This is a genomic window from Streptomyces sp. NPDC007896 (assembly GCF_042959425.1).
Classification (GTDB): domain Bacteria; phylum Actinomycetota; class Actinomycetes; order Streptomycetales; family Streptomycetaceae; genus Streptomyces.
Genome location: NZ_JBIBKX010000015.1, coordinates 111,987 through 135,511, shown reverse-complemented (window position 1 = coordinate 135,511; position 23,525 = coordinate 111,987). Strand labels below are relative to the sequence as shown.

Genomic DNA, 23,525 nt, shown 5'->3' with positions numbered 1-23,525 from the left:
TGCGTTCCGTTCCGCGTTCCTCGGGCTGCGGACTGCGGGCTGCGGGCTGCGGGCTGCGATGTCAGTCGCCGGTGGCCGTCCCGCCCGCCAGCATCCGCGTCAGCACCGCCCGCTGCACCGGCAGCACCTCGCCATGGAGCGTTCGCCCCTTCGGGGTGAGGCAGACGGACACCCCGCGCCGGTCCTCCGGGCACATGCCGCGCGTCACGAGACCGTCCTTCTCCAGGCGGGCGATCAGCCGGGACAGGGCGCTCTGGCTCAGATGGACGCGGTCGGAGATCTCCTGAACGCGGTAGGAGCGGTCACCGCCGGACGCGGCGCCCCCGGCCAGCACGTCCAGCACCTCGAAGTCGCTTGCGCCCAGGCCGTGTCGGTGCAGCTCGCGGTCGAGCTCGCACAGGGTGCGCGCATGCACCGCGAGGATGTCACGCCACTGGTCCACGAGCACCTGCTCGGCCTTCTTCGCCGCCATGGTCGCACCGTAGCAAAGAATCGAGTTTGTTGCATCGGAATTAAATGCATTTGCATTCGATGCATGCGCATGTACTGTCTCCCGCATGACCTCTCCGCTCACCACCCCCACCACCGAGGGACGCTGGACCCCGCGGCTGTGGGGCACCCTGCTGGTGCTCTGCGCCGCGATGTTCCTGGACGCGCTCGACGTGTCGATGGTCGGCGTCGCCCTGCCGTCCATCGGCTCCGAACTGGACCTCTCCACCTCGACGCTGCAATGGATCGTCAGCGGCTACATCCTGGGCTACGGCGGACTGCTCCTCCTCGGCGGCCGCACCGCCGACCTGCTGGGCCGCCGCCAGGTCTTCCTGGTGGCCCTGGGCGTCTTCGCGCTCGCCTCGCTGCTCGGCGGGCTCGTCGACTCGGGCCCGCTGCTGATCGCCAGCCGCTTCATCAAGGGCCTGAGCGCGGCGTTCACCGCCCCGGCGGGCCTGTCGATCATCACCACGACCTTCGCCGAGGGCCCCCTGCGCAACCGCGCCCTGTCGATCTACACCACCTGCGCGGCCACCGGCTTCTCGATGGGCCTCGTGCTGTCCGGCCTGCTCACCGAGGCCAGTTGGCGCCTGACCATGCTGCTGCCCGCGCCCATCGCGCTGCTCGCCCTGCTCGTCGGCCTCAAGCTCCTTCCGCGCAGCGAACGCGAAAAGGACCACAACGGCTACGACATCCCCGGCGCCGTCCTCGGCACGGCGTCGATGCTGCTGCTGGTGTTCACCGTCGTCCAGGCCCCCGAGGTCGGCTGGGCCTCGACCCGTACCCTCCTGTCCTTCCTCGCCGTGGCCGTCCTGCTCACCGTCTTCGTCCGTGTCGAGCGGCGCTCGGCGGGGCCGCTGATCCGGCTCGGCGTGCTCCGCTCCGGCAGTCAGATCCGCGCCCAGCTCGGCGCGATGGCGTTCTTCGGCTCGTATGTCGGATTCCAGTTCCTGGTGACGCTGTACATGCAGTCGCTGCTCGGCTGGTCGGCCCTCCACACCGCGCTCGCCTTCCTGCCCGCCGGGGCGCTGGTCGCGCTCTCCTCCACGAAGGTCGGCGCCGTCGTCGACCGCTTCGGAACCCCGCGGCTCATCGCGGTCGGCTTCGTGCTGATGGTCGTCGGCTACGCGCTGTTCCTGCGCATCAGCCTCGACCCGGTGTACGCGGCCGTGATCCTGCCGACCATGCTGCTGATCGGCGCGGCCTGCGCGCTGATCTTCCCCTCGCTCAACATCCAGGCCACCAACGGTGTCGACGACCACGAGCAGGGCATGGTCTCAGGTCTGCTCAACACCTCCGTCCAGGTGGGCGGCGCCCTGTTCCTGGCCGTGGTGACAGCCGTCGTGACCGCGAACTCCTCGGCGGGTTCCTCGCCGCAGGCCGTCCTCGACAGCTACCGGCCCGGTCTGATCGTGGTGACGGGGATCGCCGTGGCGGGGCTGCTGATCACGCTGCCGGGGCTGCGGACCCGGCAACCGAGGCAGACCGTCGTGGTCGCACGGTCCGCGGAGAAGGACTCCGTACGGGAGGACTCTGTACGGGAGGACTTCGTACGGGACGACGCCGAGGAGCGGGTGGCGATCAGCGACTGATCCGGTTCGCCGGTGGCCTCAACTCACCGCGTAGGCCCGCTACTTCGACCCGACACCTCGACCCGACGCGCCCGGCAGGCAGCCCCTTGCCCGCCGGGCACGCCGTCGTGACAGACTCGCACCATGGGGAGACGCACGCAGGAGCAGCGGGACGCGATGACGGTCGAGATCGGGTACGCGCTCCTCAGCGCGACCTTCGCGGCGGGCCTGGCGCTCGGCGCCGTATCCGGCCCCGCGCTGCTCTTCCATCTCCCGCTCCCCGTCGAGAAGGTGCTGATCACCGCGGGGGTACTGCTGGCCACCGCGCTCTTCGCGGTACGCGTGGTCACGGTGCTCGTCCGCTTCGGCCGCGCGGCCGGCACTCACCCGAGCCACCCCGGCCGTACCAACCCCGACTCATAGGCCAGCACCACCAGTTGAGCCCGGTCACGGGCGCCGAGCTTCACCATGGTCCGGCTGACATGGGTCTTGGCCGTGAGCGGGCTGACGACCAGACGCCGCGCGATCTCGTCGTTGGACAGTCCGATGCCGACCAGCGCCATCACCTCCCGCTCCCGCTCGGTGAGCCGGACGAGCGACTCCGCGGCCGCGGGCTCCTTGGAGCGGGCCGCGAACTCCGCGATCAGACGGCGCGTCACGCCCGGTGACAGCAGTGCGTCGCCGCCGACCACCGCCCTTACCGCGCGCAGGAGTTCGTCCGGCTCGGTGTCCTTGACGAGGAAGCCGGAGGCACCGGAGCGGATCGCCTCGAAGACGTACTCGTCGAGCTCGAAGGTGGTGAGCATGACCACCTTCACGTCCTTCAGGTCCGGGTCGTCGGTGAGACGGCGGGTCGCGGCGAGGCCGTCGAGCAGCGGCATGCGGATGTCCATCAGGACGACGTCGGGGCGCAGTTCGCGCACCTTGCGCACCGCCTCCTCGCCGTCCGCCGCCTCACCGGCCACCTCAAGGTCCGGCTGTGCGTCGAGCAGTGCCTTGAAGCCCGCCCTGACCAGTGACTGGTCGTCGGCGAGCAGGACGCGGATCACCGGTCCTCCTTCGCCGACCACTGGTCCCCCTTCACCGACCACCACTCCCCCTGCGCCGTTCCCGGCTCTCCTTCACCGTTCACCGGCTCGCCTTCACCGTTCACCGGTCCTCCTCGACCCTCAGCGGGAGCACGGCCAGCACCCGGAAGCCTCCGTCGTCGCGCGGGCCCGACTCGATCGTGCCACCGAGGGCGACGGCCCGCTCCCGCATGCCGGCCAGCCCATTGCCGCTGCCGCCCGCGTCGGTGCCGGTCGCGGGCCCGTCGTCGTCGATCCGCAGCCGCAGCGTGCCCTGCGCGGATTCGAGCCGCACGCGCGCGTGCCGCGACCCCGAGTGCCGTACGACATTGGTGAGCGCCTCCTGGACGATACGGAACGCGGCGAGGTCGGTACCCGGCGGAAGCTTCGGAACGCCGCCGGGTTTCTCGATCTCGACCGTCAGACCCGCGCTCGCCGCCTGTTCGACGAGCTCGGGGAGCCGGTCGAGCCCCGGCGCCGGCGCGCGCGGCGCCTCCCCCGGCGTACGGAGCGTGTCGAGCACCTGGCGGACCTCGCCGAGCGCCTCCTTGCTGGCCTCCTTGATGGTCGTGAGCGCCGTACGCGCCTGTTCCGGGTCGGAGTCGAGAAGCGCGAGGCCGACGCCCGCCTGGACGTTGATCACGGAGATGCTGTGGGCGAGGACGTCGTGCAGTTCACGGGCGATCCGCAACCGCTCCTCGTCGGCGCGCCGGGCGGCGGCCCGCGCGCGTTCGGCGCGGTCGCGGGCCCACTGCTCACGGCGTATCCGGGCCAGCTCCGACGCCACCAAGATCACCACACCCCATGTGATGAAGCCGAGTTCCTGGTTCCAGGAGCCGGCCCGGTCCCCCGCGGGCGGGAGCCGGCGGTAGAGCCAGTGCCCCACCAGCAGATGGCCGACCCACAGCATGCCGACGGCCGTCCAGGCGGCCCAGCGGTGCCCCGCGACGACCGCGGCGAAGCAGCCGACGGCCACGGTGACGAAGACGGGCCCGTACGGATATCCGGCGCCCAGATAGACCAGCGCCGCCGCGGCCGTGCCGAAGGCGACGAACACCGGGTACCGCTGCCGCCACAGCAGCAGGCCGGTGCCGAGGATCAGCAGCGCCCTCGCGAAGAGGTCCAGGGGGGTGCGTTCGCCGTCCTGGACGTGCGCCGCGAACTGGGAGCCGCCCAGCACGAAGACGGTCAGCAGCAGAGTGGAACGCCACGGCCACCGGTCACCGCGGCCACCGTGGCCGCCGTGCCCGCCGTCGGCCTCGTCGCTCCATCGGTGCCACCCCGGCGGCCCGTGCCGCCACCATGGCGGTACCCCGCCCCACACCGGGGACCTGGGGATTCGCTGCTCTTCCATGACGGTCACGCTAGACGGCACGGGCCGCCGGGGGCGTCAGCCGGACGAGGTGATCACGCGTACTCCCCACGGAGTACCACCCGGTCTCTCCACTGAGTACCACCCGGTCGCCGTCAGGGGCCGGCCGCGCCGTTCCTCTTGCCCGGGGTCCCGGTCGGCTCGGGGTACACCAGGCCCACGCCGTGGGCGAGTTGGTCCACCGCGTGCCGGAAGAACGGCTCACGGTCCTCCACGAGCCGGTTGAACTGGCCGAAGAGTTCGAACCCGATCAGCCCGAAGAGCTGGGCCCAGGCGGCGACGAGCCCCGCCACCGCCTCGGGCGGCAGGTCGGGGGCGAGGTCGGCGGCCATCCGCTGCGCCTCGGCCTTCAGCTCGGGCGACAGCGGGGTGCGGGCCACCCCCTTGCCCCGATAGGCGTCACGCACGATGCCGACCAGCAGCAGCCCCACGCGGGAGGCCGCCGGGATGGTCGTGTCCGGCGCGGCGTAACCGGGCACGGGCGAACCGTAGATGAGCGCGTACTCGTGCGGCTGCGCCAGGGCCCAGCGGCGCGCCGCCACGCACACCGCGATCCAGCGCTCGCGCGGCCCGGCGCCCGAGACCTGCGCGTGCGCCGCCTCCGCGCTCTCGCCGAGGGAGTCGTAGGCGTCGATGATGAGCGCGGTCAGCAGGTCGTCGCGGCTGGGGAAGTAGCGGTAGAGCGCGGAGGAGACCATGCCGAGCTCGCGGGCGACGGCTCTGAGCGAGAGCTTGGCCGCGCCCTCCGCGGCAAGCTGTCTGCGCGCCTCGTCCTTGATGGCCGCGGTGACCTCGATCCTGGCTCGGGCGCGTGCTCCGCGTGCGGTACTCATGCGGGAAAGTGTGCCACGTTTTCAGAGCAGTGCACACAAACGAGAGCGGCGCACACGAATGAGAGCACCGCTCTTGCTTTGGATCACCGATCTCATGCAGACTGCTCTCAAGCGAGAGCAGTGCTCACAAAAGAGAGCGGCGCTCCCACTCAGAGAGCGGCGCTCTCGCAACCGATGGGGGTCATCATGTCCACGCACGTCCAGAAGCCCGGCTGGTTCACCGTCAACGTCTTCAACCGCTGTGTCGCGTTCATCACCCGCCGCGGTCTCAGCATCTGGGGCTCCCGGGTCCTGGCCGTCCGCGGCCGCAAGAGCGGCGAGTGGCGCACCACCCCGGTCAATCTGCTCACCGTGGACGGGCAGCAGTACTTGGTCGCCCCGCGTGGCCACGTCCAGTGGACGCACAACATGCGGGCCGCGGGCGGTGGCGAGCTGCGCCTCGGCAAGAAGGTGGACACGTTCACCGCAACCGAGGTCGGCGACGACGACAAGGTTCCGCTGCTGCGTGCCTACCTCAAGCGCTGGATGGCGGAGGTCGGTGTCTTCTTCGGTGGCGTCGGCCCCGACTCGTCCCCCGAGGAGCTGCGGCGCATCGCCCCCGACCACCCGGTCTTCCGGATCACGGTCACGAGCTGACCGGCCAGGAGCCGACGGGCACCCCCGTCAGCCACCGGCCACTCCACGGTCACGGTCACCGCACGGACACGGCTCCGCGACCACCGACCACCGATCAGTTCACGGACACCTACACCGGCACCGGCACGGCTCCGCGGCCGACGGTCACTCCGTGGTCGGAGTGCCCTCGGCGGCCGTCGGTGCGACGGCGGCCGATCGCCGGTCGAGCGCGGACAGGGCACGCCCGGCCATCGGGTGGGAGCGCACCATCTCGCCCAGCGTGGTCGAACCGCGGGTGATCCCGGCGAACGCCTTCCAGGCGGGCCGGAAGCTGGTGATCGCCGCGTGGAGCATGCCCGGCCGGCGCTCGAAGGCCGCGAGCATGCTCTTGCCGACGGCCATCTCGACGCCGAGGCCCGCCTTGATGGCGAAGGCGTAGTTGAGCGCTTGGCGCCGGGTGTCCACCGCGTCGTGCGCCTCGGCGACCCGTACCGCCCACTCCCCCGCGAGCCGCCCGGAGCGCAGCGCGAAGGAGATGCCCTCACGGGTCCAGGGTTCGAGCAGCCCCGCCGCGTCGCCGCAGACCAGCACGCGCCCTCGCGACAGCGGGGAGTCGTCGGCGCGGCAGCGCGTCAGGTGCCCGGAGGAGATGCTCGGCTCGAAGCCGGCGAGTCCGAGCCGGGCGATGAAGTCCTCCAAGTACCGCTTGGTGGCGGCGCCTTCGCCGCGCGCGGAGATCACGCCGACGGTGAGCGTGTCCCCCTTGGGGAACACCCAGCCGTAACTGCCCGGCATGGGGCCCCAGTCGATCAGGACCCGTCCCTGCCAGTCCTCGGCGACGGTCTCCGGCACCGGGATCTCCGCCTCCAGGCCGAGGTCGACCTGGTCGAGCTTGACCCCGACGTGCGCCCCTATGCGGCTGGCGCTGCCGTCCGCGCCGACCACCGCCCGCGCCAGCACGGTCTCGCCGCCCTGGAGGACGACGGCGACGGTGCGCCGGTCGGGCACGGCGGACCCGTGCTGTTCGACCCGCGAGACCGTGACGCCCGTACGCAGCTCGGCGCCCGCCTTCTGGGCGTGCTCGACGAGCTGCTGGTCGAACTCGGGCCGGTTGATGAGCCCGAACAGCATCTGCTTGGAGCGCCGGGTGCGGGTGAACTTGCCGTCGAGCGAGAACGTGACCGCGTGCACCCGGTCCTGGAACGGTAGCTCGAAGCCGGGTGGCAGGGCGTCGCGCGAGGGGCCGATGATGCCGCCCCCACACGTCTTGTAGCGGGGCAGCTCCGCCTTCTCCAGCAGCAGGACGCTGCGTCCCGCGACCGCTGCCGCATAGGCGGCCGAGGCGCCCGCCGGCCCCGCGCCGACCACGACGACGTCCCACACCCGCTGTTCGTCGTCCGCCGAAGAGTTCTCGCTGCTCACGATGGTCTACTGCTCCCAGTCCAGCCGTCTGCCGCACCTGTCCCGAGCATCCTACGGCGGGCATCGCCGCAGGCCACTGTGGGAGGATCGGGGGCGTATGCGCCCTGCACACCAGGACGCGCGTACGCACCACCCGATCACTTGTACACAGAAGTACAACGTCGCACCTACAAGGAGCGTGCCCATGTCGTCGAATCCGGTCGCCGAGACCGTCACCTCGCTCATGCCCAGGGCGCAGGCGGAGCTCACCGAGCTGGTGGCCTTCAAGTCGGTGGCGGACTTCGACCAGTTCCCCAGGAGTGAGAGCGAGGGCGCCGCGAACTGGGTCGCCGACGCGCTGCGCGCCGAGGGCTTCCAGGACGTGGCGCTGCTGGACACCCCCGACGGCACACAGTCGGTCTACGGCTTCCTGCCCGGGCCCGAGGGCGCCAAGACCGTGTTGCTGTACGCGCACTACGACGTGCAGCCGCCGCTGGACGAGGCGGCCTGGACGACCCCGCCGTTCGAGCTGACGGAGCGCGACGGCCGCTGGTACGGGCGCGGCGCCGCCGACTGCAAGGGCGGGTTCATCATGCACCTGCTCGCGCTGCGCGCACTGAAGGCGAACGGTGGCGTTCCGGTGGGCGTCAAGGTGATCGTCGAGGGTTCGGAGGAGCAGGGTACGGGCGGTCTGGAGCGGTACGCCGAGGAGCACCCGGAGTTGCTGACCGCCGACACCATCGTCATCGGCGACGTCGGCAACTTCCGGCTGGGTCTGCCGACGGTCACCTCGACCCTGCGCGGGATGACGCTCGTACGCGTTCAGATCGACACGCTGGAAGGCAACCTGCACTCGGGCCAGTTCGGCGGGGCGGCGCCCGACGCGCTGGGCGCGCTGATCCGCGTACTGGACTCGCTGCGCGCCGAGGACGGTTCGACGACGATCGACGGGCTGACCGGGGACGCGCGCTGGGAGGGGCTGCAGTACGAGGAGGAGGCGTTCCGCAAGGACGCCAAGGTGCTGGACGGGGTCGAGCTGACCGGTTCGGGCACGGTCGCCGACCGCATCTGGGCGCGTCCGGCCGTCACCGTGCTCGGCATCGACTGCCCGCCGGTCGTCGGCGCCACCCCGTCCGTGCAGGCGGGCGCGCGGGCGCTGGTGAGCCTGCGGGTGCCGCCGGGCGTCGACGCGGCCGAGGCCTCCAAGCTCCTGCAGGCCCATCTGGAGGCGCACACGCCGTGGGGCGCGCGGGTGAGCAGCGAGCAGATCGGCCAGGGCCAGCCGTTCCGTGCCGACACCTCCAGCCCGGCGTACACGGCGATGGCCGAGGCGATGGCGGTCGCCTACCCGGGCGAGGAGATGCAGTCCGCGGGCCAGGGCGGCTCCATCCCGCTGTGCAACACCCTCGCCTCGCTCTACCCGGACGCGGAGATCCTCCTCATCGGCCTGAGCGAGCCGAAGGCGCAGATCCACGCCGTGAACGAGAGCGTCTCCCCCGACGAGTTGGAGCGTCTCTCGGTCACGGAGGCCCTGTTCCTCCAGAAGTACGCGGCGAGCTGACCACCCGGCCACGAGCACGAGCGCACGAGCGGAGAGGGTCCTCGCCACACGGCATGGGCCCTCTCCGCGCGCCGGGGCGGTAGCTCGGCCCGGTGAACGGCCCTGAAGCGACCGGCGCGTTACGCGCCGAGACGTTCGCGTTCGCGCACGGCCAGTCGCCGGGTACGCTCAACGGCCGCCGCTCCGGGCGCCGTTGACCATCGGCGCCGGATCACCCCCTGGCTGTACACCATCGACGTCGGCCAAGGGGTGGCCCGGCATCGACGTCAGCCGAGTGGGATACCGGCCTCCAGGTAGAGTGCGGCGCCGCGCTCCCGCGCCCGCAGGGCCCAGCGCAGCCGCTCATAGCGCACCGGTGGCAGCAGGTCCGCCGCCTCCCGCTCGGTGACGAAGCGCCAGGCGCGCAGTTCGGGGCCGGGGAGCAGCAGCCGGTGTGCCTCGTCGGAGTCGAGGCGGCCGCCGTCGAAGAGGAGGCGCAGACCGCCGTAGCCGGGGGGTGCGGGCGGCTCCCAGTCCACCACCAGCAGAGCGGGTACGTCCTCGAGCCGTATGCCGGTCTCCTCGGCGACCTCGCGCATGCCCGCGCGCGCGGGAGCCTCCCCCGGTTCGACGACACCGCCGGGAAACTCCCAGCCCGCCTTGTAGGTGGGGTCGACGAGCAGCACCCGGTCCTCCTCGTCGAAGAGGAGGACTCCGGCGGCGAGGGTCTCGGAGGTGGGTTCGGGCGTCTGCACGATGTCGCACGCGGACGCGTCACCGGTGCGTACGGCTTCCGCGACGCGCAGTGCGGTGTCGTGCGGGGTGAGGGCGCTGGTGTCGACGGGGTGGGCGTCGGCGGTGAGCCAGGAGGCGAGCGCCGCGCGATAGGGCTCGATGTGGTCGTAGGACCACTGGCGCACCCGTATCTCGCCGTCGGGGAGGTCCTCGGGTATCTCCCGGCCGGCTATGCGCGCCCGCAGGATCGTTTCCGCCGGGGCGAGGAGCACGTGGCGTACTTCGATCCGGCGCGAGGCGAGGCCGCCGAAGATCTCGTCACGGTACTCCTGGCGCAGCAGGGTCATGGGAACCACGAGAACGCCGCCGAGCTCCGCGAGCAGGGCGGCCGCGGTGTCGACCACCAGGCGCCGCCAGATCGGCAGGTCCTGGAAGTCGCCGACCTCGGCGAGGCGTTTGGCGGGCAGCAGGTGCGCGAGCTCGCCGCCGATCACCTCGGGGTCGAAGAGCGTGCTGTTCGGGATCAGGTCGATCAGTTCCCGTGCGGTGGTCGTCTTCCCCGCACCGAACGCACCGTTGATCCAGACGATCACGGTTCCCCCTCTTCTGTTGGCCCCCTGAGGCTTGCCCGCTTCACCCTGCCACGGAAACCAGCCGCAGATGAGGGAGCCGACGGCGCGGCGCCGGTGCCCCGTCCCGGGGAGCACCGGCGCCGCGTGTCCGTCCCCGCGCCTCAGCCGTTCTGGCCGAGCGCGGTGTCGTCCACGGCCAGGCTCTCGCTGCTGAGCGTGTGGTCGAGGCTGCTGAGCGTGTCCTTGACGGGCAGGTCGCCCGGGGACTCGCCGTCGACGGCGTGGGACGGGGTGATCGCCGCGACGACGAACCCGGTGGCGAGGGAGGCGATGGCCAGCATGCTGCGCTTCTTCATGCCCGGTTCAACTCCGAACACGACGAGGAGTCACGGGTCGGTCACACAACTCCCACTCCTCCCCTTCGGACACATCAGGAGCACTACCGTCATCCCACTCGAAACACCTCAGGGGGACGACATGACCAACCCGTACACGGCACCACCCGCCGGATCGGCCCGCACCGCCCCGGGCTGGGCCCGCAAGCGCTACGTACTGCCCGCGCTGGCCGTGGCCCTCTTCATCGGCGTCGGCATCGGCAACAGCGGCGGGGACACCACCGAGTCCGCCGCGGCGAAGCCCGGTCCGACCACCACCGTCACCGCCACGGCGACCGCGACGCGGACCGCCACGGAGACGGTCACGGCGACGCCCGCCGCCACCGTGACCGTGCGGAGCACGAAGACCGTGCGCGCGACGGTCACCGCGCAGCCCGCCGTCGCGGGCGGTGGCGGCAGCGACGACAGCGGCGGGGGCTCCGTGTACTACGAGAACTGCGCCGCGGCCCGAGCGGCGGGCGCCGCGCCCGTCCACGTCGGAGACCCCGGCTACGGCCGCCATCTCGACCGTGACGGGGACGGCGTCGGCTGCGAGTGACGCGCGGATCAGCTGAGTGTCCGGGAGTTCCGACAGCAGCGAGCCCCGCACCGGGCGCTGTTCCGGGCGGGGCATCAGCAACAACCCGACTGGATCGTTGGGATGTTGACGACAATGCTAGGGGCGGCCACTGACAACGCGGCTGGCTACGCCGACGAGCCACCAGCACACGGATGATCCACTCGGCCCGGCCACTACGTTGCTCGTCCCGCGATGCCACGGCAACGATGCGGACGAAAGCGGTCAGGACGGGCAACTGTGGCTGTGCTGCACGGCTGGGCTCGGACCCGACCCAGTGACCCGCTGCGACGGGGATACCCGCACCCGCGGCTTCCTGAGCGATCATGGTGTGCGGGTCCGGGTGGGTGGGCCATGGTCTGCCCTTGGTCACTCGTAGCGCTTCCCAATCTCTCCCTGGGTGACTTCGCGCTCATCGAGCTCGCAGTGCTTCCGGACGCGGACGCGGGCCATGTCGTCGAGGTGGACTTGGTGGAAGTGGACCGAGTGATCCGCGGTGGCGCCCACAACCTGAATCGGCACCGTGACCAGGGAAAACGATATGGCACCCGACCAGACGTTCGGGGCGTGACAGACCTCCACGACGTGCCCCGAGAAGGCAGCCCACGAGCGCCCACGCCGTCCGGCACGCGTCGTGCGAGGCGCTCTGATCCAGCGGTCCGGATGCGCATCCGGGCCAGCCGGGTGAGCCTGAAACCATGTCCGGAGAGCTGCACGTGATTGTGTACCCACCATCCCCGACCGACGGCAGCCGACAGGTGCGCGTCAACGGAGAACTGCTCACCGCACACTCACTGCGCGACCTGGCCGCCTTCCTCCGCTACGCCGGGCTGGAAGGGATCGACGAGGTCGATGTAGCCAACTCAAGGGTGATCGAGTGGCACGGCGGCGGGCCTGAAGCATGGTCGCCACCGACGTGACGAGTGTGACGCGGCGAACACCGTCGACCCTCACCCGGCTGCTCGGAAAGGCCGTACCGGTCTCCCTGGATCTCCGGTCGCGTCAACGGGGCGCCAGTGTCTACCTGACACCCCGTAAATCCGCAGGTCAGGGCCTAGCCCTTGGTGGACCCCAGTGTCAGACCCGCGACGAAGTGCCGTTGCAGGAGCAGGAAGACCAGGATCGTGGGGAGGGCGACGAGGACGGAGCCCGCGGCCAGCAGGTTGTAGTCGGTGAAGAACTGGCCGCGGAGGTTGTTGAGGGATGACGTGATCGGGAGCTTGTCGGGGTTGGAGATGAAGATCAGGGCCCAGAGGAAGTCGTTGTAGACCCAGGTGAACTCGAGGGTGCCGAGGGCCGCGAGGGCGGGGCGGCACAGCGGGAGGGTGATGCGCCAGAACTGGGTCCACACACCCGCGCCGTCGACGATGGCGGCCTCGAGGATCTCCTGCGGCAGCGTCCGCATGAAATTGGCCAGCACGAAGACGCAGAAGCCCATCTGGAAGCCGATGTTGACGATGATGACGGCCCAGTAGGAGTCGTACATCGTCAGCGAGTCGGACATCCACCACGGCAGCGGGATCTTGTTGAACAGGACGTACAGCGGGGTGACGATGACCTGCTGGGGCAGCAGGTTGCCCGCGGTGAAGAACATCAGCAGGACGAGGCCCCCGCGCAGCCTCAGCCGGGACACGGCGAAGGCGACGAACGAGGCGAGGAAGAGGGTCACCAGGACGGCGGGCACGGCGATGAGCAGGGTGTTGGTGAAGTACTTGCCCATGCCGGATTCGCTGTAGGCGCGACGGTAGTACTCGAAGGACAGGTGTTTCGGGAAGGAGAAGTAGCCGTTCTGCGCCGTCTCCTCGTACGGGCGCAGCGAGGCGTAGACGGCGAGCAGGAGCGGCGCGAGGAAGGCGAGCGAGACGCCCATCAGGAAGATGTGGACGCCGAAGCGGCCGGGGCGCGGCCTCCGGCGGGGAGCGGGCGTCGGCTCCGGAGCGGGTGCCGGGCGCACGGGGGCGCCGGCGCGGATGTCGGCGGTCATCGTTCGCGCGCACCTCGCAGCTCTTGGACCAGGAACGTCACGATGAACCCCAGGGAGACGGTGAGCAGGACGACCGCGATGGCGGAGCCGAATCCGATGCGGCTGGCTTCCCCGATGATGTTGTCGGTGATCAGGACGGAGAGCAGTTCCAGGCCGTTGCGGCCCTTGTTGACTGCGTAGACGATGTCGAACGCGCGCAGCGCCTCGATGACGGTGATGACACCGACGATCACGTTGACCGGGCGCAGGGTCGGGAAGACGACGCGGAAGAAGGTCTGGCGGGCGTTCGCGCCGTCGATCGCGGCGGCTTCCTTCAGCTGCGGGTCGACGGACTTGAGTCCGGCGAGGTAGAGGATCATGACGTAACCCGTGTGCCGCCAGCTCGCCGCGATCATCATCATCCAGATGTTGAGGTGCGCGTCACCGAGCCAGTCGATCGGGTTCTCGTGGTTGTTGAGGATCGTGTTGACCACGCCCTGGTCGGTGCCGAGGATCAGCTGGGCGATGAAGCCGACGATGGCGAGCGAGAGCACGACCGGCAGGTAGATGACGGACTGGTAGAAGCGGCTGAAGCGCACTCCGCGGTCGATGAGCACCGCGAGGAACAGTCCGAACGGGGTGGCGATCAGGCCGAGGAAGAGCAGCCACAGGACGTTGTGCCGGACGGCGGGCCAGAACGCCGGGTAGTTCTCGAACACGTTCTTGTAGTTGTCGCCGCCCACCCAGTGGATGTCGCCGACGCCGTCCCAGGAGGTGAAGGAGAGCCCGATGGACGCGAGGGTCGGGCCCCAGACGATGACGATGTCGAGCAGGACGGGTATGCCGAGGAGCACGCCGAGGACGACGGCGTCGCGGCGGGAGAACCGCCGCAGCCTCCGCCGTCCGGTGCGCCGTGGGATGTTGAGCGCCACGGAACGTCTTCCCCCAGTGATCAGCCGACGGGCGACGAGAAGATGGTCTTCTTCTGTCGTTCGATGCTGTTGCAGAGACCGTCTACGTCCTTCGGGTTGCCGATGAAGTCCTGGATCGCCTTGATCATCACGGTCGAGGCGAAGTCCGGACGGGTGTCGCGGTCCATGAACTGCGAGATCTGCTTGGCGCCCGAGACGAGCTGGGCCGACTTCTTCTGCAGGGCGCTGTACTTGGTGGTGTCGGCGCCGTCGTTGACGGCCACGTTGTTGGGGTCGAGGGCGAGGTAGGTGTTCTCGGCGGTGGGGGTGCCCAGCCATTTCAGAAGGGCCTTGGCGCCGTCGAGGTTCTTCGACTTCTTGGCGACCAGGAAGCCGTCGATGGGTGCTTCCACGGCGTCCTGCGCGTACTGCGGGTCGATCTCGGGGAAGGCGAAGAAGTCGATGTCGTCGCGTTCGTTCTCGGGGAACTGGGTGCCCGGGTGCGGCATTCCGAAGACCGCCATCCCCGTCTTGCGCTGCTGCAGACTCTGCCCGGCCTCCTCCCAGGTCCGGCCGAGGGCGCCCTTCTGGTAGTAGGGCATGACCTCGCGCCAGGTGTCGAAGACCTTCTTCACCTTGGCGTCGGTCCATGCCTCCGTGCCGGCCATCAGGGACTTGTGGAAGTCGTATCCGTTCAGGCGCATGTTGATGTAGTCGAAAGTGCCCATCGCGGGCCAGCCGTCCTTGTCACAGAAGGCGACGGGCGTCCCGTCCTTCGACATCTGCTTGGCCAGCGCGATGAAGTCGTCCCAGGTCTTGGGCTGTTGGTAGCCCTTGGACTGGAAGAGGCTCTTGCGGTGGAAAACGGCCCACGGATAGTAGTAGTACGGCACGAAGTACTGCTTGCCGGAGTGGGTGGACTGCTCCTTCAGGGCGTCGGAGAAGCCGGTGAAACCGCTCCAGACGTCGCTGATCTCGTGCAGGAGCCCCTTCTCCGCGAAGTACTGCATGCGATACCCCGCGAACCACATGAAGACGTCGTCGGGCGTGCCCTGGAGATAGCGGTTGATGTTCTCCTGGAAGTCGTTGTGGTCCTTGGTGTTGACCTTGACCTTCTTGCCGGACTTCTTCTCGTACGCCGAGAAGGCCGCCGCGTACGCCTTCTTGGGGACCGGGTCCGAGGCGTTGGACCCCACGGTGACTTCGTTCTTGTTTCCGCCCGGTCCGTTGCCGCAGGCGGACAGCAGGGCGGGGAGCGTGAGCGCGCCGGCCCCGACGGCCGCACCACGCAAGAGATTTCGCCGGGACATCCGATGACCTGACGAGCCTTCGGGCACGACGATCCCCTTCAACGATGACTGTGCCATGTCCCCCTCCTCGGGGTGCCACCCAACACAACCGAACGCGAGGCTTGGATCTCACTCCCATGTCGGAGACTCGTCAAGGGTTCCGACGAGATATCGAACAACCGTTACCACTTCTCTTCCAACAGAGTTGGACAGGTCCTACCGTAAGCGCGCACCCTTGTCGCGGACATGCAGTCATCCTATCTTTCGCGAGTTCGGAGGAACGTAACGATGCGTCACCTTCCCACCCGCACAACCCGCCGAAGAGTGGTCGGAGCACTCGCGACGGCCCTGTTGTGTACGACCGGTCCGACCGCCCCGGAGGCTCTGGCCGCCCCCGCCCCCACCGAAGCCCCCGCGTCCCCCGCCCTGGCGGACGGCCTCGCGCTCACCCCTCCGATGGGTTTCAACAACTGGAACTCCACGCACTGCCGGGCCGAGTTCAACGAGAGCATGGTCAAGGGGATCGCGGACCTCTTCGTGGAGAAGGGGCTCAAAGACGCCGGGTACCAGTACGTCAATCTGGACGACTGCTGGGCCCTGCCGTCCCGGGACGCCGACGGCAAGCTGGTGCCCGACCCCGTGCGCTTCCCGAACGGGATCAAGGCGGTCGCCGACTACATCCACGCCAAGGGACTCAAGCTCGGCATCTACACCAGCGCGGGCACGAAGACGTGCGACAGCGTCGGGTTCCCGGGCGCCCTCGGCCACGAGTACAGCGACGCCCGGCAGTTCGCGGACTGGGGCGTCGACTACCTCAAGTACGACAACTGCAACAACCAGGGCGTGGACGCCAAGCTGCGCTACACGACCATGCGGGACGCGCTGAAGGCGACGGGACGGCCCATCGTCTACAGCCTCTGCGAATGGGGCGAGAACAAGCCCTGGGAGTGGGCCTCGGACGTCGGACATCTGTGGCGAACGACCGGTGACATCAACGACAGCTGGGGCTCGATGCTGTCGATCCTCAAGCAGAACCTGCCCCTCGCCCCGCACGCGGGTCCCGGTCACTGGAACGACCCGGACATGCTGGAGGTCGGCAACGGCGGCATGACCGACACCGAGTACCGCTCGCACTTCTCGATGTGGTCGGTCATGGCGGCTCCGCTGCTCATCGGCTCGGATCTGCGCAAGGCGTCGCCCGCCACCTTCGACATCCTCGACAACAAGGAAGTCATCGCGGTCGACCAGGACCCACTGGGCAAGCAGGGCACCGTGCTCTCCTCCGAGGGCGGACGCTGGGTCGTCGCCAAGGAGATGAAGGACGGCAGCCGGACGGTGGCACTGTTCAACGAGACCGGCAGCCCCCAGCACATCGCCACGACCGCGGCCGCCGTGGGACTGCCGGCCGCCCACGGCTACACCCTGCGCGACCTGTGGCAGCACCGGAGCTACAACACCGCCGGCGCCGTCTCCGCGACCGTCCCCGCGCACGGCACGGTCCTCGTCCGCGTCTCGGCCGACCGCCACTGGGCCAAGAACCCGCCCGCCGTCGAACTCGGCCTGGACGGGAGCCCGTTGGTGGAGTCGGGCAAGCCGGTCTCCCTGACGTCGGCGGTGACCGACCTCGGCCGTACGCCCGCGCGGCGCGTCTCGGTGGCGCTGAGCGGCCCGACGGGCTGGAAGGTCGCGGCCACCTCACCGGCCACGGCGGGCACGGTACGCACGGGACACTCCCTGCGTACGAAGTGGCGGGTCACCGCGCCCGAGGGCACGGCCACGGGATCGTACGACCTGACGCTCAAGGCCACGTACCGCTCACCGACCGGCATACGCGCCGAGAGCGTGCTCCCGCTCACGGTGTCGATCGTCGTCGCTCCCCCTTCGGGCGTCTCCTATCTCGGCGACCTGCCGTGGCTGTCGACGGCCAATGGATTCGGCCCTGTTGAGCGCAACACCAGCAACGGGGAGAGCGCCGCGGGCGACGGTCATCCGATCACTCTCGGCGGAGTCGTATACGCCAAGGGACTCGGTGCGCACGCTCCGAGCGCCGTCGAGTACTACACCGGCAAGCGGTGCCGGACCGTCACCGCGGATGTCGGCGTCGACGACGAGAAGGGCGCCAAGGGCACCGTCGCGTTCGAGATCTGGGCGGATGGCACGAAGGTCGCCTCGACCGGGGTCCTCACCAACGCCATGCCGGCCCAGCCGGTCTCGGCCGACGTGACCGGCGCCCAGGTGGTTCGCCTCGTCGTCACCGACGGCGGCGACGGCGTCGACTCGGACCACGCGGACTGGGCGGACGCCCGACTGACCTGCTGATCCGTGCGCCGGGCCGGGGGTCCGCCTCCGGCTCGGCAGCGGGCGGCGACCCGGCCGAGCCGACCTGGCCGGGGGACTGCCCCAGGAAGCTCCCGCTGGGGGCGTCGGACCCGGACCACGAGCCCGGTCACCGGCTCGAGCCGCGACCGCGCTCCACTCGCCCCCGGCGGATCACTCGCACCACCGGTCGGCACACCCGGCCCGGACACGCGAACCGCGGCTCAAGGCGGCGCTCAGCCCGCGACCCGCTCCGCGGTCGTGCTCGGCTGCCTGCTGAGCGCGGCCGCCGCCGCGCCGACGAGACCGGCGTCCGTGCCCATCAGCGCGGGCGCCACGGTCAGCCGCTGTACGAAGGACAGGGTGGCGTAGTCGGCCAGCGCCTTGCGGAGCGGCTCGAAGAGCACCTCCCCGGCCTTGCCCACTCCCCCGCCGATGACGGCGATGTCGATCTCGACGAGGGTCGCGGTCGCCGCGATGCCCGCCGCCAGCGCCTTCGCCGCGCGTTCGAACGAGGCCACCGCCACCGGGTCGCCCTCGCGCGCGGCGGCGGCCACCGCGGCGGCCGAGGTGTCACCGTCGGGCCCCGGCCGCCAGCCGCCCTCCAGCGCCCGCCGCGCGATGTTCGGACCGCTCGCGATGCGCTCCACGCAACCGCGCGAACCGCACGGGCAGGGGTCACCGTCGAGGTCCACGCTGATGTGCCCGATGTGGCCCGCGTTGCCCGTGGGACCGGGGTGGAGCTGACCGTTCAGGACCAGCCCACCCCCGACACCCGTCGAGACCACCATGCACAGGGCGTTGTCATGGCCGCGCGCCGCACCCTGCCAGTGCTCGGCGGCCGTGATGGCCACCCCGTCGCCGATCAGCTCGACCGGCAGGCCCCCGGTCGCCGCACGGACCCGCTCGACGAGCGGGTAGTCACGCCAGCCCGCCACGTTCACCGGACTCACCGTGCCCGCGGAGGCGTCCACCGGCCCCGCGCTGCCGATGCCGACGGTCCCCGCCCGGCTCCACAGCGGTGACCCGGTCAGCTCGCCGAGCACCTCCTCGACGGCCCCCATCACGGTGTCGCCGTCCTCCTGCGCGGGCGTCGCGCGCTGCGCGCGCAGAAGAATGCGGCCGCGGCCGTCCACCAGCGCTCCGGCGATCTTGGTGCCGCCGATGTCGAGCGCGGCCACGAGGTCGGTGTGCATCAGTGTCAGTTCTCCCGGTGAACCTGGTGAAAGGGGCAGACCGGTCTCGCGATGGGGGGCGCAGGCCGGAGAATGCGGTGGACAGTGTCTCCCGCATCTGACAACGTTGTCCAGGCTCTATGCTCGACGCCACATCCTCATACAACCCCATGGACCGACGCACCCCCGTGGACAACAGGACCCGTGGCCGACAGGGACCGCCGCGTGGACGACGGGAACCATGGACGACAGGACAGGACAGCGCATCGTGGCAGAGACCGCCCGCCGATCCGAGAACCGCTACGGCAACCGTCCGACCATGAAGGACGTGGCGGCACGAGCCGGGGTGGGCCTCAAGACGGTCTCGCGGGTCGTCAACGGTGAGCCCGGAGTCACTCCGGACACCGAGCGCCGCGTCCAGGAGGCCATCGACGCGCTCGGCTTCCGCCGCAACGACAGCGCCCGGGTGCTGCGCAAGGGCCGCACCGCGAGCATCGGCCTCGTCCTGGAGGACCTCGCCGACCCCTTCTACGGCCCCCTCAGCCGCGCGGTCGAGGAGGTGGCCCGCGCCCACGGGGCGCTGCTCATCAACGGCTCCAGCGCCGAGGACCCGGACCGCGAACAGGAGCTGGTTCTCGCCCTGTGCGCGCGCCGCGTGGACGGGCTGGTGATCATCCCGGCCGGTGACGACCACCGCTATCTGGAGCCCGAGATCAAGGCGGGCGTCGCCACGGTGTTCGTGGACCGCCCGGCGGGACAGATCGACGCCGACGTGGTGCTGTCCGACAGCTTCGGCGGGGCCCGTGACGGCGTCGCCCACCTGATCGCCCACGGCCACCGCCGGATCGGCTTCATCGGCGACATGCCGCGCATCCACACCGCCGCCGAGCGGCTGCGCGGCTACCGGGCGGCCATGGAGGATGCGGGCATACCCGTCGAGGACGACTGGATGTCCCTGGGCGTCACCGACCCGCAGCGGGTGCGCAAGGCCGCCGAGGACATGCTGTCCGGCCCCTCCCCCGTCACCGCGGTCTTCGCCGGCAACAACCGCGTCACCGTCACGGTCGTCCGTGTCATCGCCGAGCGCGGCCGGCCGGTCGCCCTCGTCGGCTTCGACGACATCGAGCTCGCCGACCTCCTGGAGCCCGGCGTCACCGTCGTCGCCCAGGACGCCGCCGCCCTCGGCCGCACCGCCGCCGAGCGCCTCTTCCGCCAGCTGGACGGCACCCTCATCACCCCGGAACGCATCGAACTCCCGACCCGTCTGATCACCCGCGGCTCGGGCGAACTTCCGCCCGTGGACTGAGCCGTGGCCGAGCCGGACCCGTGCACCCTCGAAGCGCTAGGGCCTGTCGTTTGGATCAGGTCGTTTCGGGAGACGGCGCTCGATCGGTGCCGGTGAGCGGGGTCTGGTGCGTACAGCTGCAAGGCGGAGGAGGGAGTCATGGCGGAGCCATGGCGACCGACGACAACGCCGCAGATGGGCGTGCCAGACCCCGCGGCCCAGGCCTGATCCAAACGACAGGCCCCAGGCCTCGCCGAGGCGCCCCGTGAGCACCCGCTGAGCTACCCGGGCGCCCGGCCCGAGGAGTCCGTACTCCTCGACGGGGACCGGCTGTTGCCGCTCACGCGCCGGGTGTACAAGGACCGCGTCCCGGTCCTCGCGGTCGGCTCCAACGCCTGCCCGGCCCAACTCCGGCACAAGATGGCGCAGTCCGGGGTGTCGGGCACGATCCCGATGGTGAAGACACGGGTCTGCGGCCTCGGCGTCGGCGTCTCGGCCCAGGTGAGTGCGATGGGGTACGTGTCCGCGTCGCCGTTCCACGCGCCGGGCGCCGTCGGTGAGTTGTTCCTCACGTGGCTGGACGCGGCGCAGCTCGCGGTGGTGGACGCGAGTGAGGGCGTTCCGGTGGCCGAGGGGGCGTACGGCAGGGCGTGGCTGTCCGCCTCCCACTTACGGATCGAGCTGGACTCCGGTGGGCTCCTGCCGGGTGCCTACGTGTACGTCAACCGCCGCGGAGTGCTCCACAACGGCTCCGGAGCACCTCGCCCGCACCCCGGCGAGCGCCCGCTGCTCACCTCGCTGCTCGCCGGGTCGGCGCGGCTGCGGGAGCTTTTCGGGGAGACGCCGGAGGAGTTCTGCGCGCGGGCTCGCGGCGACGCCGCGCTCTGCGCACGGGGAACCGAGCTGTTGGCCGCGGAGGGGCTCACCATGGCTTCCGGGCTTGAGAGGTACACGTAGAAGGTCCGTCGTCAGAGTGCGGGGTGTCCGTGGCTGGTCGCGCCCACGCGGCGCAGCCGCACAGTGTCACAGCCTCGCGCCCCTGAAAGCAGGGAGTTTCACTTCCCCGAGATGGTCAGGTCGCCGCGCCTCGGCACCGCGAAACCCTCCAGGTCGGCCCTCGTCAGGCCCGTCACCCTCGCCACCTCCGCGATGTCCAGGGCACCGCAGTCCAGGCCGCGCAGGAGGTAGCCGCTGAGGGCCTTGGCGGTGGCGGGCTCGTCCATGACGTCGCCGTCGGTGTGGCTGGCGTAGCGGGCGAGGCGGGCGGCGGCCTGTTCGAAGCCCTCGCGGTAGAAGGCGAAGACGGCGGCGTAGCGGGTCGGGATGTGGCCGGGGTGCATGTCCCATCCCTGGTAGTAGGCGCGGGCCAGGGCACGGCGGGTGAGGCCGTAGTGGAGGCGCCAGGCGTCGTGGACCTTCTCGGTCGGGCCGATCGGCAGGACGTTGGTGGAGCCGTCCGAGACGCGTACGCCGGTGCCCGCGGCCGCGACCTGCATGATCGCCTTGGCGTGGTCGGCGGCCGGGTGGTCGCTGGCCTGGTAGGCGGCGCTGACGCCGAGGCAGGCGCTGTAGTCGAAGGTGCCGTAGTGCAGTCCGGTGGCGCGGCCCTCGGCGGCCTGGATCATCCGGGCGACGGTCGCGGTGCCGTCGGTCGCGAGGATGGACTGGCTGGTCTCGATCTGGATCTCGAAGCCGATGCGGCCGGGCTCCAGACCGCGCGCCTTCTCGAACTCCTCCAGGAGCCGGACCATCGCGGTGACCTGCTCGGCGTACGTCACCTTGGGCAGCGTCAGCACGAGCCCCGCGGGCAGGCCTCCCGACTCCATCAGGCCGGTCAGGAAGATGTCGAGCGTGCGGATGCCCCGGTCTCGTACCGGCGCCTCCATGCACTTCATGCGGATGCCCATGTACGGGGCGGCCGTGCCGTTCTCGTACGCCTCGGCGATCAGGCGGGCCGCGCGGGCCGCCGCCTCGTCCTCCTCGGCGTCCGGGCGCGGGCCGTAGCCGTCCTCGAAGTCGACCCGCAGGTCCTCGACGGGCTCGCGCTCCAGCTTGGCGCGTACGCGGTCGTACACGGGCCCGGCGAGGTCGTCGGTGAGACCGAGGACGGCGGCGAAGGACGCGGCGTCGGGGGCGTGCTCGTCGAGGGCGGCGAGGGCCCGGTCGCCCCAGGAGCGGATGGTGTCGGCGGCGAACACGTCGCCGGGGACGTACACGGTGTGGACGGGCTGCCGGGTGCCGGGGTCTCCGGGGTAACGCCGCGCAAGTTCGGCGTCGACGGGGGCGAGGGAGGCGCTGATCTCCTCGCAGACGGCGCCCGCGAGGCTCGTCGCCACGTTCTCCTGCTGGCCCTGACCCATCCCACACCCTCCAGTTTTCCGCTCCACGGAATCAGTAATCCGTAGAGCGAAGTTATCCATGGTGCTTACCGATGGTCAACACCTGTCCACGGCATGGTCCGTCATGTGCACTCCTGCCCCACGCCTTCTTTCGCGTCGCGGGGCACACCCCTCATGCTGGCCCCGAGGGGAGGGGATCACACATGTCGAACACCCGCAGAGTGACGCGACGCATGGGTCTGCGGACGGTGGTGGCCGCCGCGGTCGCCGTACCCCTGCTCACCACGGCGTCCGCCTCCGCCAGCCGGCGCGGCGGCCACCGTCTGGAGGTCATGACGTTCAACCTGCGCTTCGCGAGCACCGCCGAGCCCAACAGCTGGGCCGCGCGCCGCCCGGTGATGCGCGCGCTGTTACGCCGGGAGTCGCCCCACGTCATCGGCACCCAGGAGGGCATCTACCAGCAACTGCGTGACATCGATTCCGACCTCGGACCGCACTACGACTGGATCGGCACGGGCCGCAAGGGCGGCAGCCATGACGAGGCGGTGGCGATCTTCTTCGACACCCGCCGGCTGGCCCCGGTCGAGCACGACAGCTTCTGGCTCTCCGACGCGCCCGAGCTGATCGGCTCGAACACCTGGGGCGCCGCCTTCCCGCGCATCGTCACCTGGGTCCGCTTCCGCGACCTGCGGGACGCACGGGAGTTCTATGTGCTCAACACCCATCTGGACCACGCGAGTCAGTACGCACGCATGCGTGCCGCGAGTCTGATTGCCGAACGCATCGCGCGCTTCGACCGCGCTCTGCCGCTCGTCGTGACCGGCGACTTCAATGCCGTCGCCCACCAGAACCCGGTGTACGAAGCGATGCTGGGCGCCGGGCTCGTCGACACCTGGGACGCGGCGGCCGAACGCGGCACGCTCTACGGGACCTTCCACGGCTACCAGCCGTTGACGCCGGACGGCGACCGTATCGACTGGATCCTGGTCGGCCCCGGGGTGACCGTGCACCGGGCGGCCGTCAACACCTTCGCGGTGGACGGTCAGTTCCCCAGTGACCATCTGCCCATGCAGACCTGGCTGAGCCTGGCATGAGCGAGGC

22 protein-coding genes and 1 pseudogene are annotated in these 23,525 nt (G+C 70.4%); 10 read left to right on the top strand and 13 right to left on the bottom strand.

Annotation, left to right across the window (positions count from 1 at the left end; translation table 11 throughout):
- Positions 1 to 61: 61 nt before the first annotated feature.
- The gene (locus tag ACFZDJ_RS38865; RefSeq protein ID WP_390931513.1) at positions 62 to 472 is read right to left on the bottom strand and encodes a MarR family transcriptional regulator; all 411 of its coding nucleotides are present in this window, start codon (positions 470 to 472) and stop codon (positions 62 to 64) included.
- Positions 473 to 557: 85 nt separating this feature from the next.
- On the opposite strand from ACFZDJ_RS38865, the gene ACFZDJ_RS38860 reads away from it, so the two are divergent.
- On the top strand, positions 558 to 2,081 hold the full coding sequence (locus tag ACFZDJ_RS38860) for an MFS transporter (protein ID WP_390931511.1): 1,524 nt from the start codon (positions 558 to 560) through the stop codon (positions 2,079 to 2,081).
- 123 nt (positions 2,082 to 2,204) lie between these two features.
- Positions 2,205 to 2,483, top strand: a complete 279-nt coding sequence (locus tag ACFZDJ_RS38855; RefSeq protein WP_101407540.1) for a DUF6332 family protein — start codon at positions 2,205 to 2,207, stop codon at positions 2,481 to 2,483.
- Here ACFZDJ_RS38855 and ACFZDJ_RS38850 read toward each other — a convergent pair.
- The 3 genes from ACFZDJ_RS38850 to ACFZDJ_RS38840 all read right to left on the bottom strand — a co-directional run bounded on the left by ACFZDJ_RS38850 (position 2,444) and on the right by ACFZDJ_RS38840 (position 5,332).
- Positions 2,444 to 3,109 carry a response regulator transcription factor gene (locus ACFZDJ_RS38850; RefSeq protein WP_168506376.1) on the bottom strand — a complete coding sequence of 222 codons (666 nt, stop codon included), beginning with the start codon at positions 3,107 to 3,109 and terminating at the stop codon, positions 2,444 to 2,446. The two genes, ACFZDJ_RS38855 and ACFZDJ_RS38850, sit on opposite strands and share 40 nt — an antisense overlap.
- Positions 3,110 to 3,209: 100 nt before the next feature.
- Positions 3,210 to 4,481 carry a histidine kinase gene (locus tag ACFZDJ_RS38845; RefSeq protein ID WP_391066160.1) on the bottom strand — a complete coding sequence of 424 codons (1,272 nt, stop codon included), beginning with the start codon at positions 4,479 to 4,481 and terminating at the stop codon, positions 3,210 to 3,212.
- 113 nt (positions 4,482 to 4,594) lie between these two features.
- Positions 4,595 to 5,332, bottom strand: a complete 738-nt coding sequence (locus ACFZDJ_RS38840; protein WP_384919455.1) for a TetR/AcrR family transcriptional regulator — start codon at positions 5,330 to 5,332, stop codon at positions 4,595 to 4,597.
- 186 nt (positions 5,333 to 5,518) lie between these two features.
- Here ACFZDJ_RS38840 and ACFZDJ_RS38835 point away from each other — a divergent pair, with 186 nt between their 5' ends.
- Positions 5,519 to 5,968: a nitroreductase family deazaflavin-dependent oxidoreductase gene (locus tag ACFZDJ_RS38835; protein ID WP_391066157.1), complete on the top strand. Its 450-nt coding sequence runs from the start codon at positions 5,519 to 5,521 to the stop codon at positions 5,966 to 5,968.
- A gap of 144 nt (positions 5,969 to 6,112) precedes the next feature.
- Here ACFZDJ_RS38835 and ACFZDJ_RS38830 read toward each other — a convergent pair whose 3' ends face one another.
- Positions 6,113 to 7,369 carry a geranylgeranyl reductase family protein gene (locus ACFZDJ_RS38830; RefSeq protein ID WP_390931503.1) on the bottom strand — a complete coding sequence of 419 codons (1,257 nt, stop codon included), beginning with the start codon at positions 7,367 to 7,369 and terminating at the stop codon, positions 6,113 to 6,115.
- 184 nt (positions 7,370 to 7,553) lie between these two features.
- On the opposite strand from ACFZDJ_RS38830, the gene ACFZDJ_RS38825 reads away from it, so the two are divergent.
- Complete coding sequence (locus tag ACFZDJ_RS38825) at positions 7,554 to 8,909, top strand: M20/M25/M40 family metallo-hydrolase (protein ID WP_390931501.1); 1,356 nt, start codon at positions 7,554 to 7,556, stop codon at positions 8,907 to 8,909.
- Positions 8,910 to 9,175: 266 nt separating this feature from the next.
- Here the strand turns inward: ACFZDJ_RS38825 and ACFZDJ_RS38820 are convergent, their stop codons facing one another.
- Both ACFZDJ_RS38820 and ACFZDJ_RS38815 read right to left on the bottom strand, forming a co-directional pair.
- A complete protein-coding gene (locus tag ACFZDJ_RS38820; RefSeq protein ID WP_384919464.1) occupies positions 9,176 to 10,216 on the bottom strand; it encodes an NUDIX domain-containing protein in 1,041 nt (346 codons plus the stop codon).
- A 140-nt stretch (positions 10,217 to 10,356) separates the two neighbouring features.
- Positions 10,357 to 10,551 (bottom strand): hypothetical protein, encoded by a 195-nt coding sequence (locus ACFZDJ_RS38815; protein ID WP_390931499.1) that lies wholly within the window; start codon positions 10,549 to 10,551, stop codon positions 10,357 to 10,359.
- A gap of 121 nt (positions 10,552 to 10,672) precedes the next feature.
- On the opposite strand from ACFZDJ_RS38815, the gene ACFZDJ_RS38810 reads away from it, so the two are divergent.
- Positions 10,673 to 11,128 (top strand): excalibur calcium-binding domain-containing protein, encoded by a 456-nt coding sequence (locus tag ACFZDJ_RS38810; protein WP_390931497.1) that lies wholly within the window; start codon positions 10,673 to 10,675, stop codon positions 11,126 to 11,128.
- 390 nt (positions 11,129 to 11,518) lie between these two features.
- Here ACFZDJ_RS38810 and ACFZDJ_RS38805 read toward each other — a convergent pair.
- A pseudogene (locus ACFZDJ_RS38805) lies at positions 11,519 to 11,728 on the bottom strand (Ku protein); the annotation flags it as partial.
- Between the two features lie 116 nt (positions 11,729 to 11,844).
- On the opposite strand from ACFZDJ_RS38805, the gene ACFZDJ_RS38800 reads away from it, so the two are divergent.
- Positions 11,845 to 12,066, top strand: a complete 222-nt coding sequence (locus ACFZDJ_RS38800) for a hypothetical protein (protein ID WP_095856185.1) — start codon at positions 11,845 to 11,847, stop codon at positions 12,064 to 12,066.
- 134 nt (positions 12,067 to 12,200) lie between these two features.
- Here ACFZDJ_RS38800 and ACFZDJ_RS38795 read toward each other — a convergent pair whose 3' ends face one another.
- From ACFZDJ_RS38795 to ACFZDJ_RS38785, 3 genes are read right to left on the bottom strand one after another with little or no spacing between them, the layout of a single operon-like run.
- Positions 12,201 to 13,130: a carbohydrate ABC transporter permease gene (locus tag ACFZDJ_RS38795; RefSeq protein ID WP_384919470.1), complete on the bottom strand. Its 930-nt coding sequence runs from the start codon at positions 13,128 to 13,130 to the stop codon at positions 12,201 to 12,203.
- Positions 13,127 to 14,041 (bottom strand): carbohydrate ABC transporter permease, encoded by a 915-nt coding sequence (locus ACFZDJ_RS38790; protein WP_168506408.1) that lies wholly within the window; start codon positions 14,039 to 14,041, stop codon positions 13,127 to 13,129. The genes ACFZDJ_RS38795 and ACFZDJ_RS38790 overlap by 4 nt, the downstream gene beginning before the upstream one ends.
- Before the next feature lie 20 nt (positions 14,042 to 14,061).
- On the bottom strand, positions 14,062 to 15,330 hold the full coding sequence (locus ACFZDJ_RS38785; RefSeq protein ID WP_389606059.1) for an ABC transporter substrate-binding protein: 1,269 nt from the start codon (positions 15,328 to 15,330) through the stop codon (positions 14,062 to 14,064).
- Positions 15,331 to 15,597: 267 nt separating this feature from the next.
- Between ACFZDJ_RS38785 and ACFZDJ_RS38780 the strand changes: the two genes are divergently transcribed.
- A complete protein-coding gene (locus tag ACFZDJ_RS38780) occupies positions 15,598 to 17,628 on the top strand; it encodes an NPCBM/NEW2 domain-containing protein (protein WP_391066154.1) in 2,031 nt (676 codons plus the stop codon).
- Positions 17,629 to 17,861: 233 nt separating this feature from the next.
- On the opposite strand, the gene ACFZDJ_RS38775 is transcribed toward ACFZDJ_RS38780, so the two are convergent.
- Complete coding sequence (locus ACFZDJ_RS38775) at positions 17,862 to 18,821, bottom strand: ROK family protein (protein WP_391066152.1); 960 nt, start codon at positions 18,819 to 18,821, stop codon at positions 17,862 to 17,864.
- 220 nt (positions 18,822 to 19,041) lie between these two features.
- Here ACFZDJ_RS38775 and ACFZDJ_RS38770 point away from each other — a divergent pair, with 220 nt between their 5' ends.
- Together ACFZDJ_RS38770 and ACFZDJ_RS38765 are read left to right on the top strand one after the other, a co-directional pair.
- The gene (locus ACFZDJ_RS38770; protein WP_168489631.1) at positions 19,042 to 20,106 is read left to right on the top strand and encodes a LacI family DNA-binding transcriptional regulator; all 1,065 of its coding nucleotides are present in this window, start codon (positions 19,042 to 19,044) and stop codon (positions 20,104 to 20,106) included.
- A gap of 255 nt (positions 20,107 to 20,361) precedes the next feature.
- On the top strand, positions 20,362 to 21,042 hold the full coding sequence (locus tag ACFZDJ_RS38765; RefSeq protein WP_391066471.1) for a hypothetical protein: 681 nt from the start codon (positions 20,362 to 20,364) through the stop codon (positions 21,040 to 21,042).
- Between the two features lie 98 nt (positions 21,043 to 21,140).
- Here the strand turns inward: ACFZDJ_RS38765 and ACFZDJ_RS38760 are convergent, their stop codons facing one another.
- On the bottom strand, positions 21,141 to 22,445 hold the full coding sequence (locus ACFZDJ_RS38760; protein WP_391066149.1) for a DUF6986 family protein: 1,305 nt from the start codon (positions 22,443 to 22,445) through the stop codon (positions 21,141 to 21,143).
- Between the two features lie 182 nt (positions 22,446 to 22,627).
- On the opposite strand from ACFZDJ_RS38760, the gene ACFZDJ_RS38755 reads away from it, so the two are divergent.
- Positions 22,628 to 23,518 (top strand): endonuclease/exonuclease/phosphatase family protein, encoded by an 891-nt coding sequence (locus ACFZDJ_RS38755; protein ID WP_391066146.1) that lies wholly within the window; start codon positions 22,628 to 22,630, stop codon positions 23,516 to 23,518.
- The last annotated feature ends 7 nt before the right edge of the window (positions 23,519 to 23,525 follow it).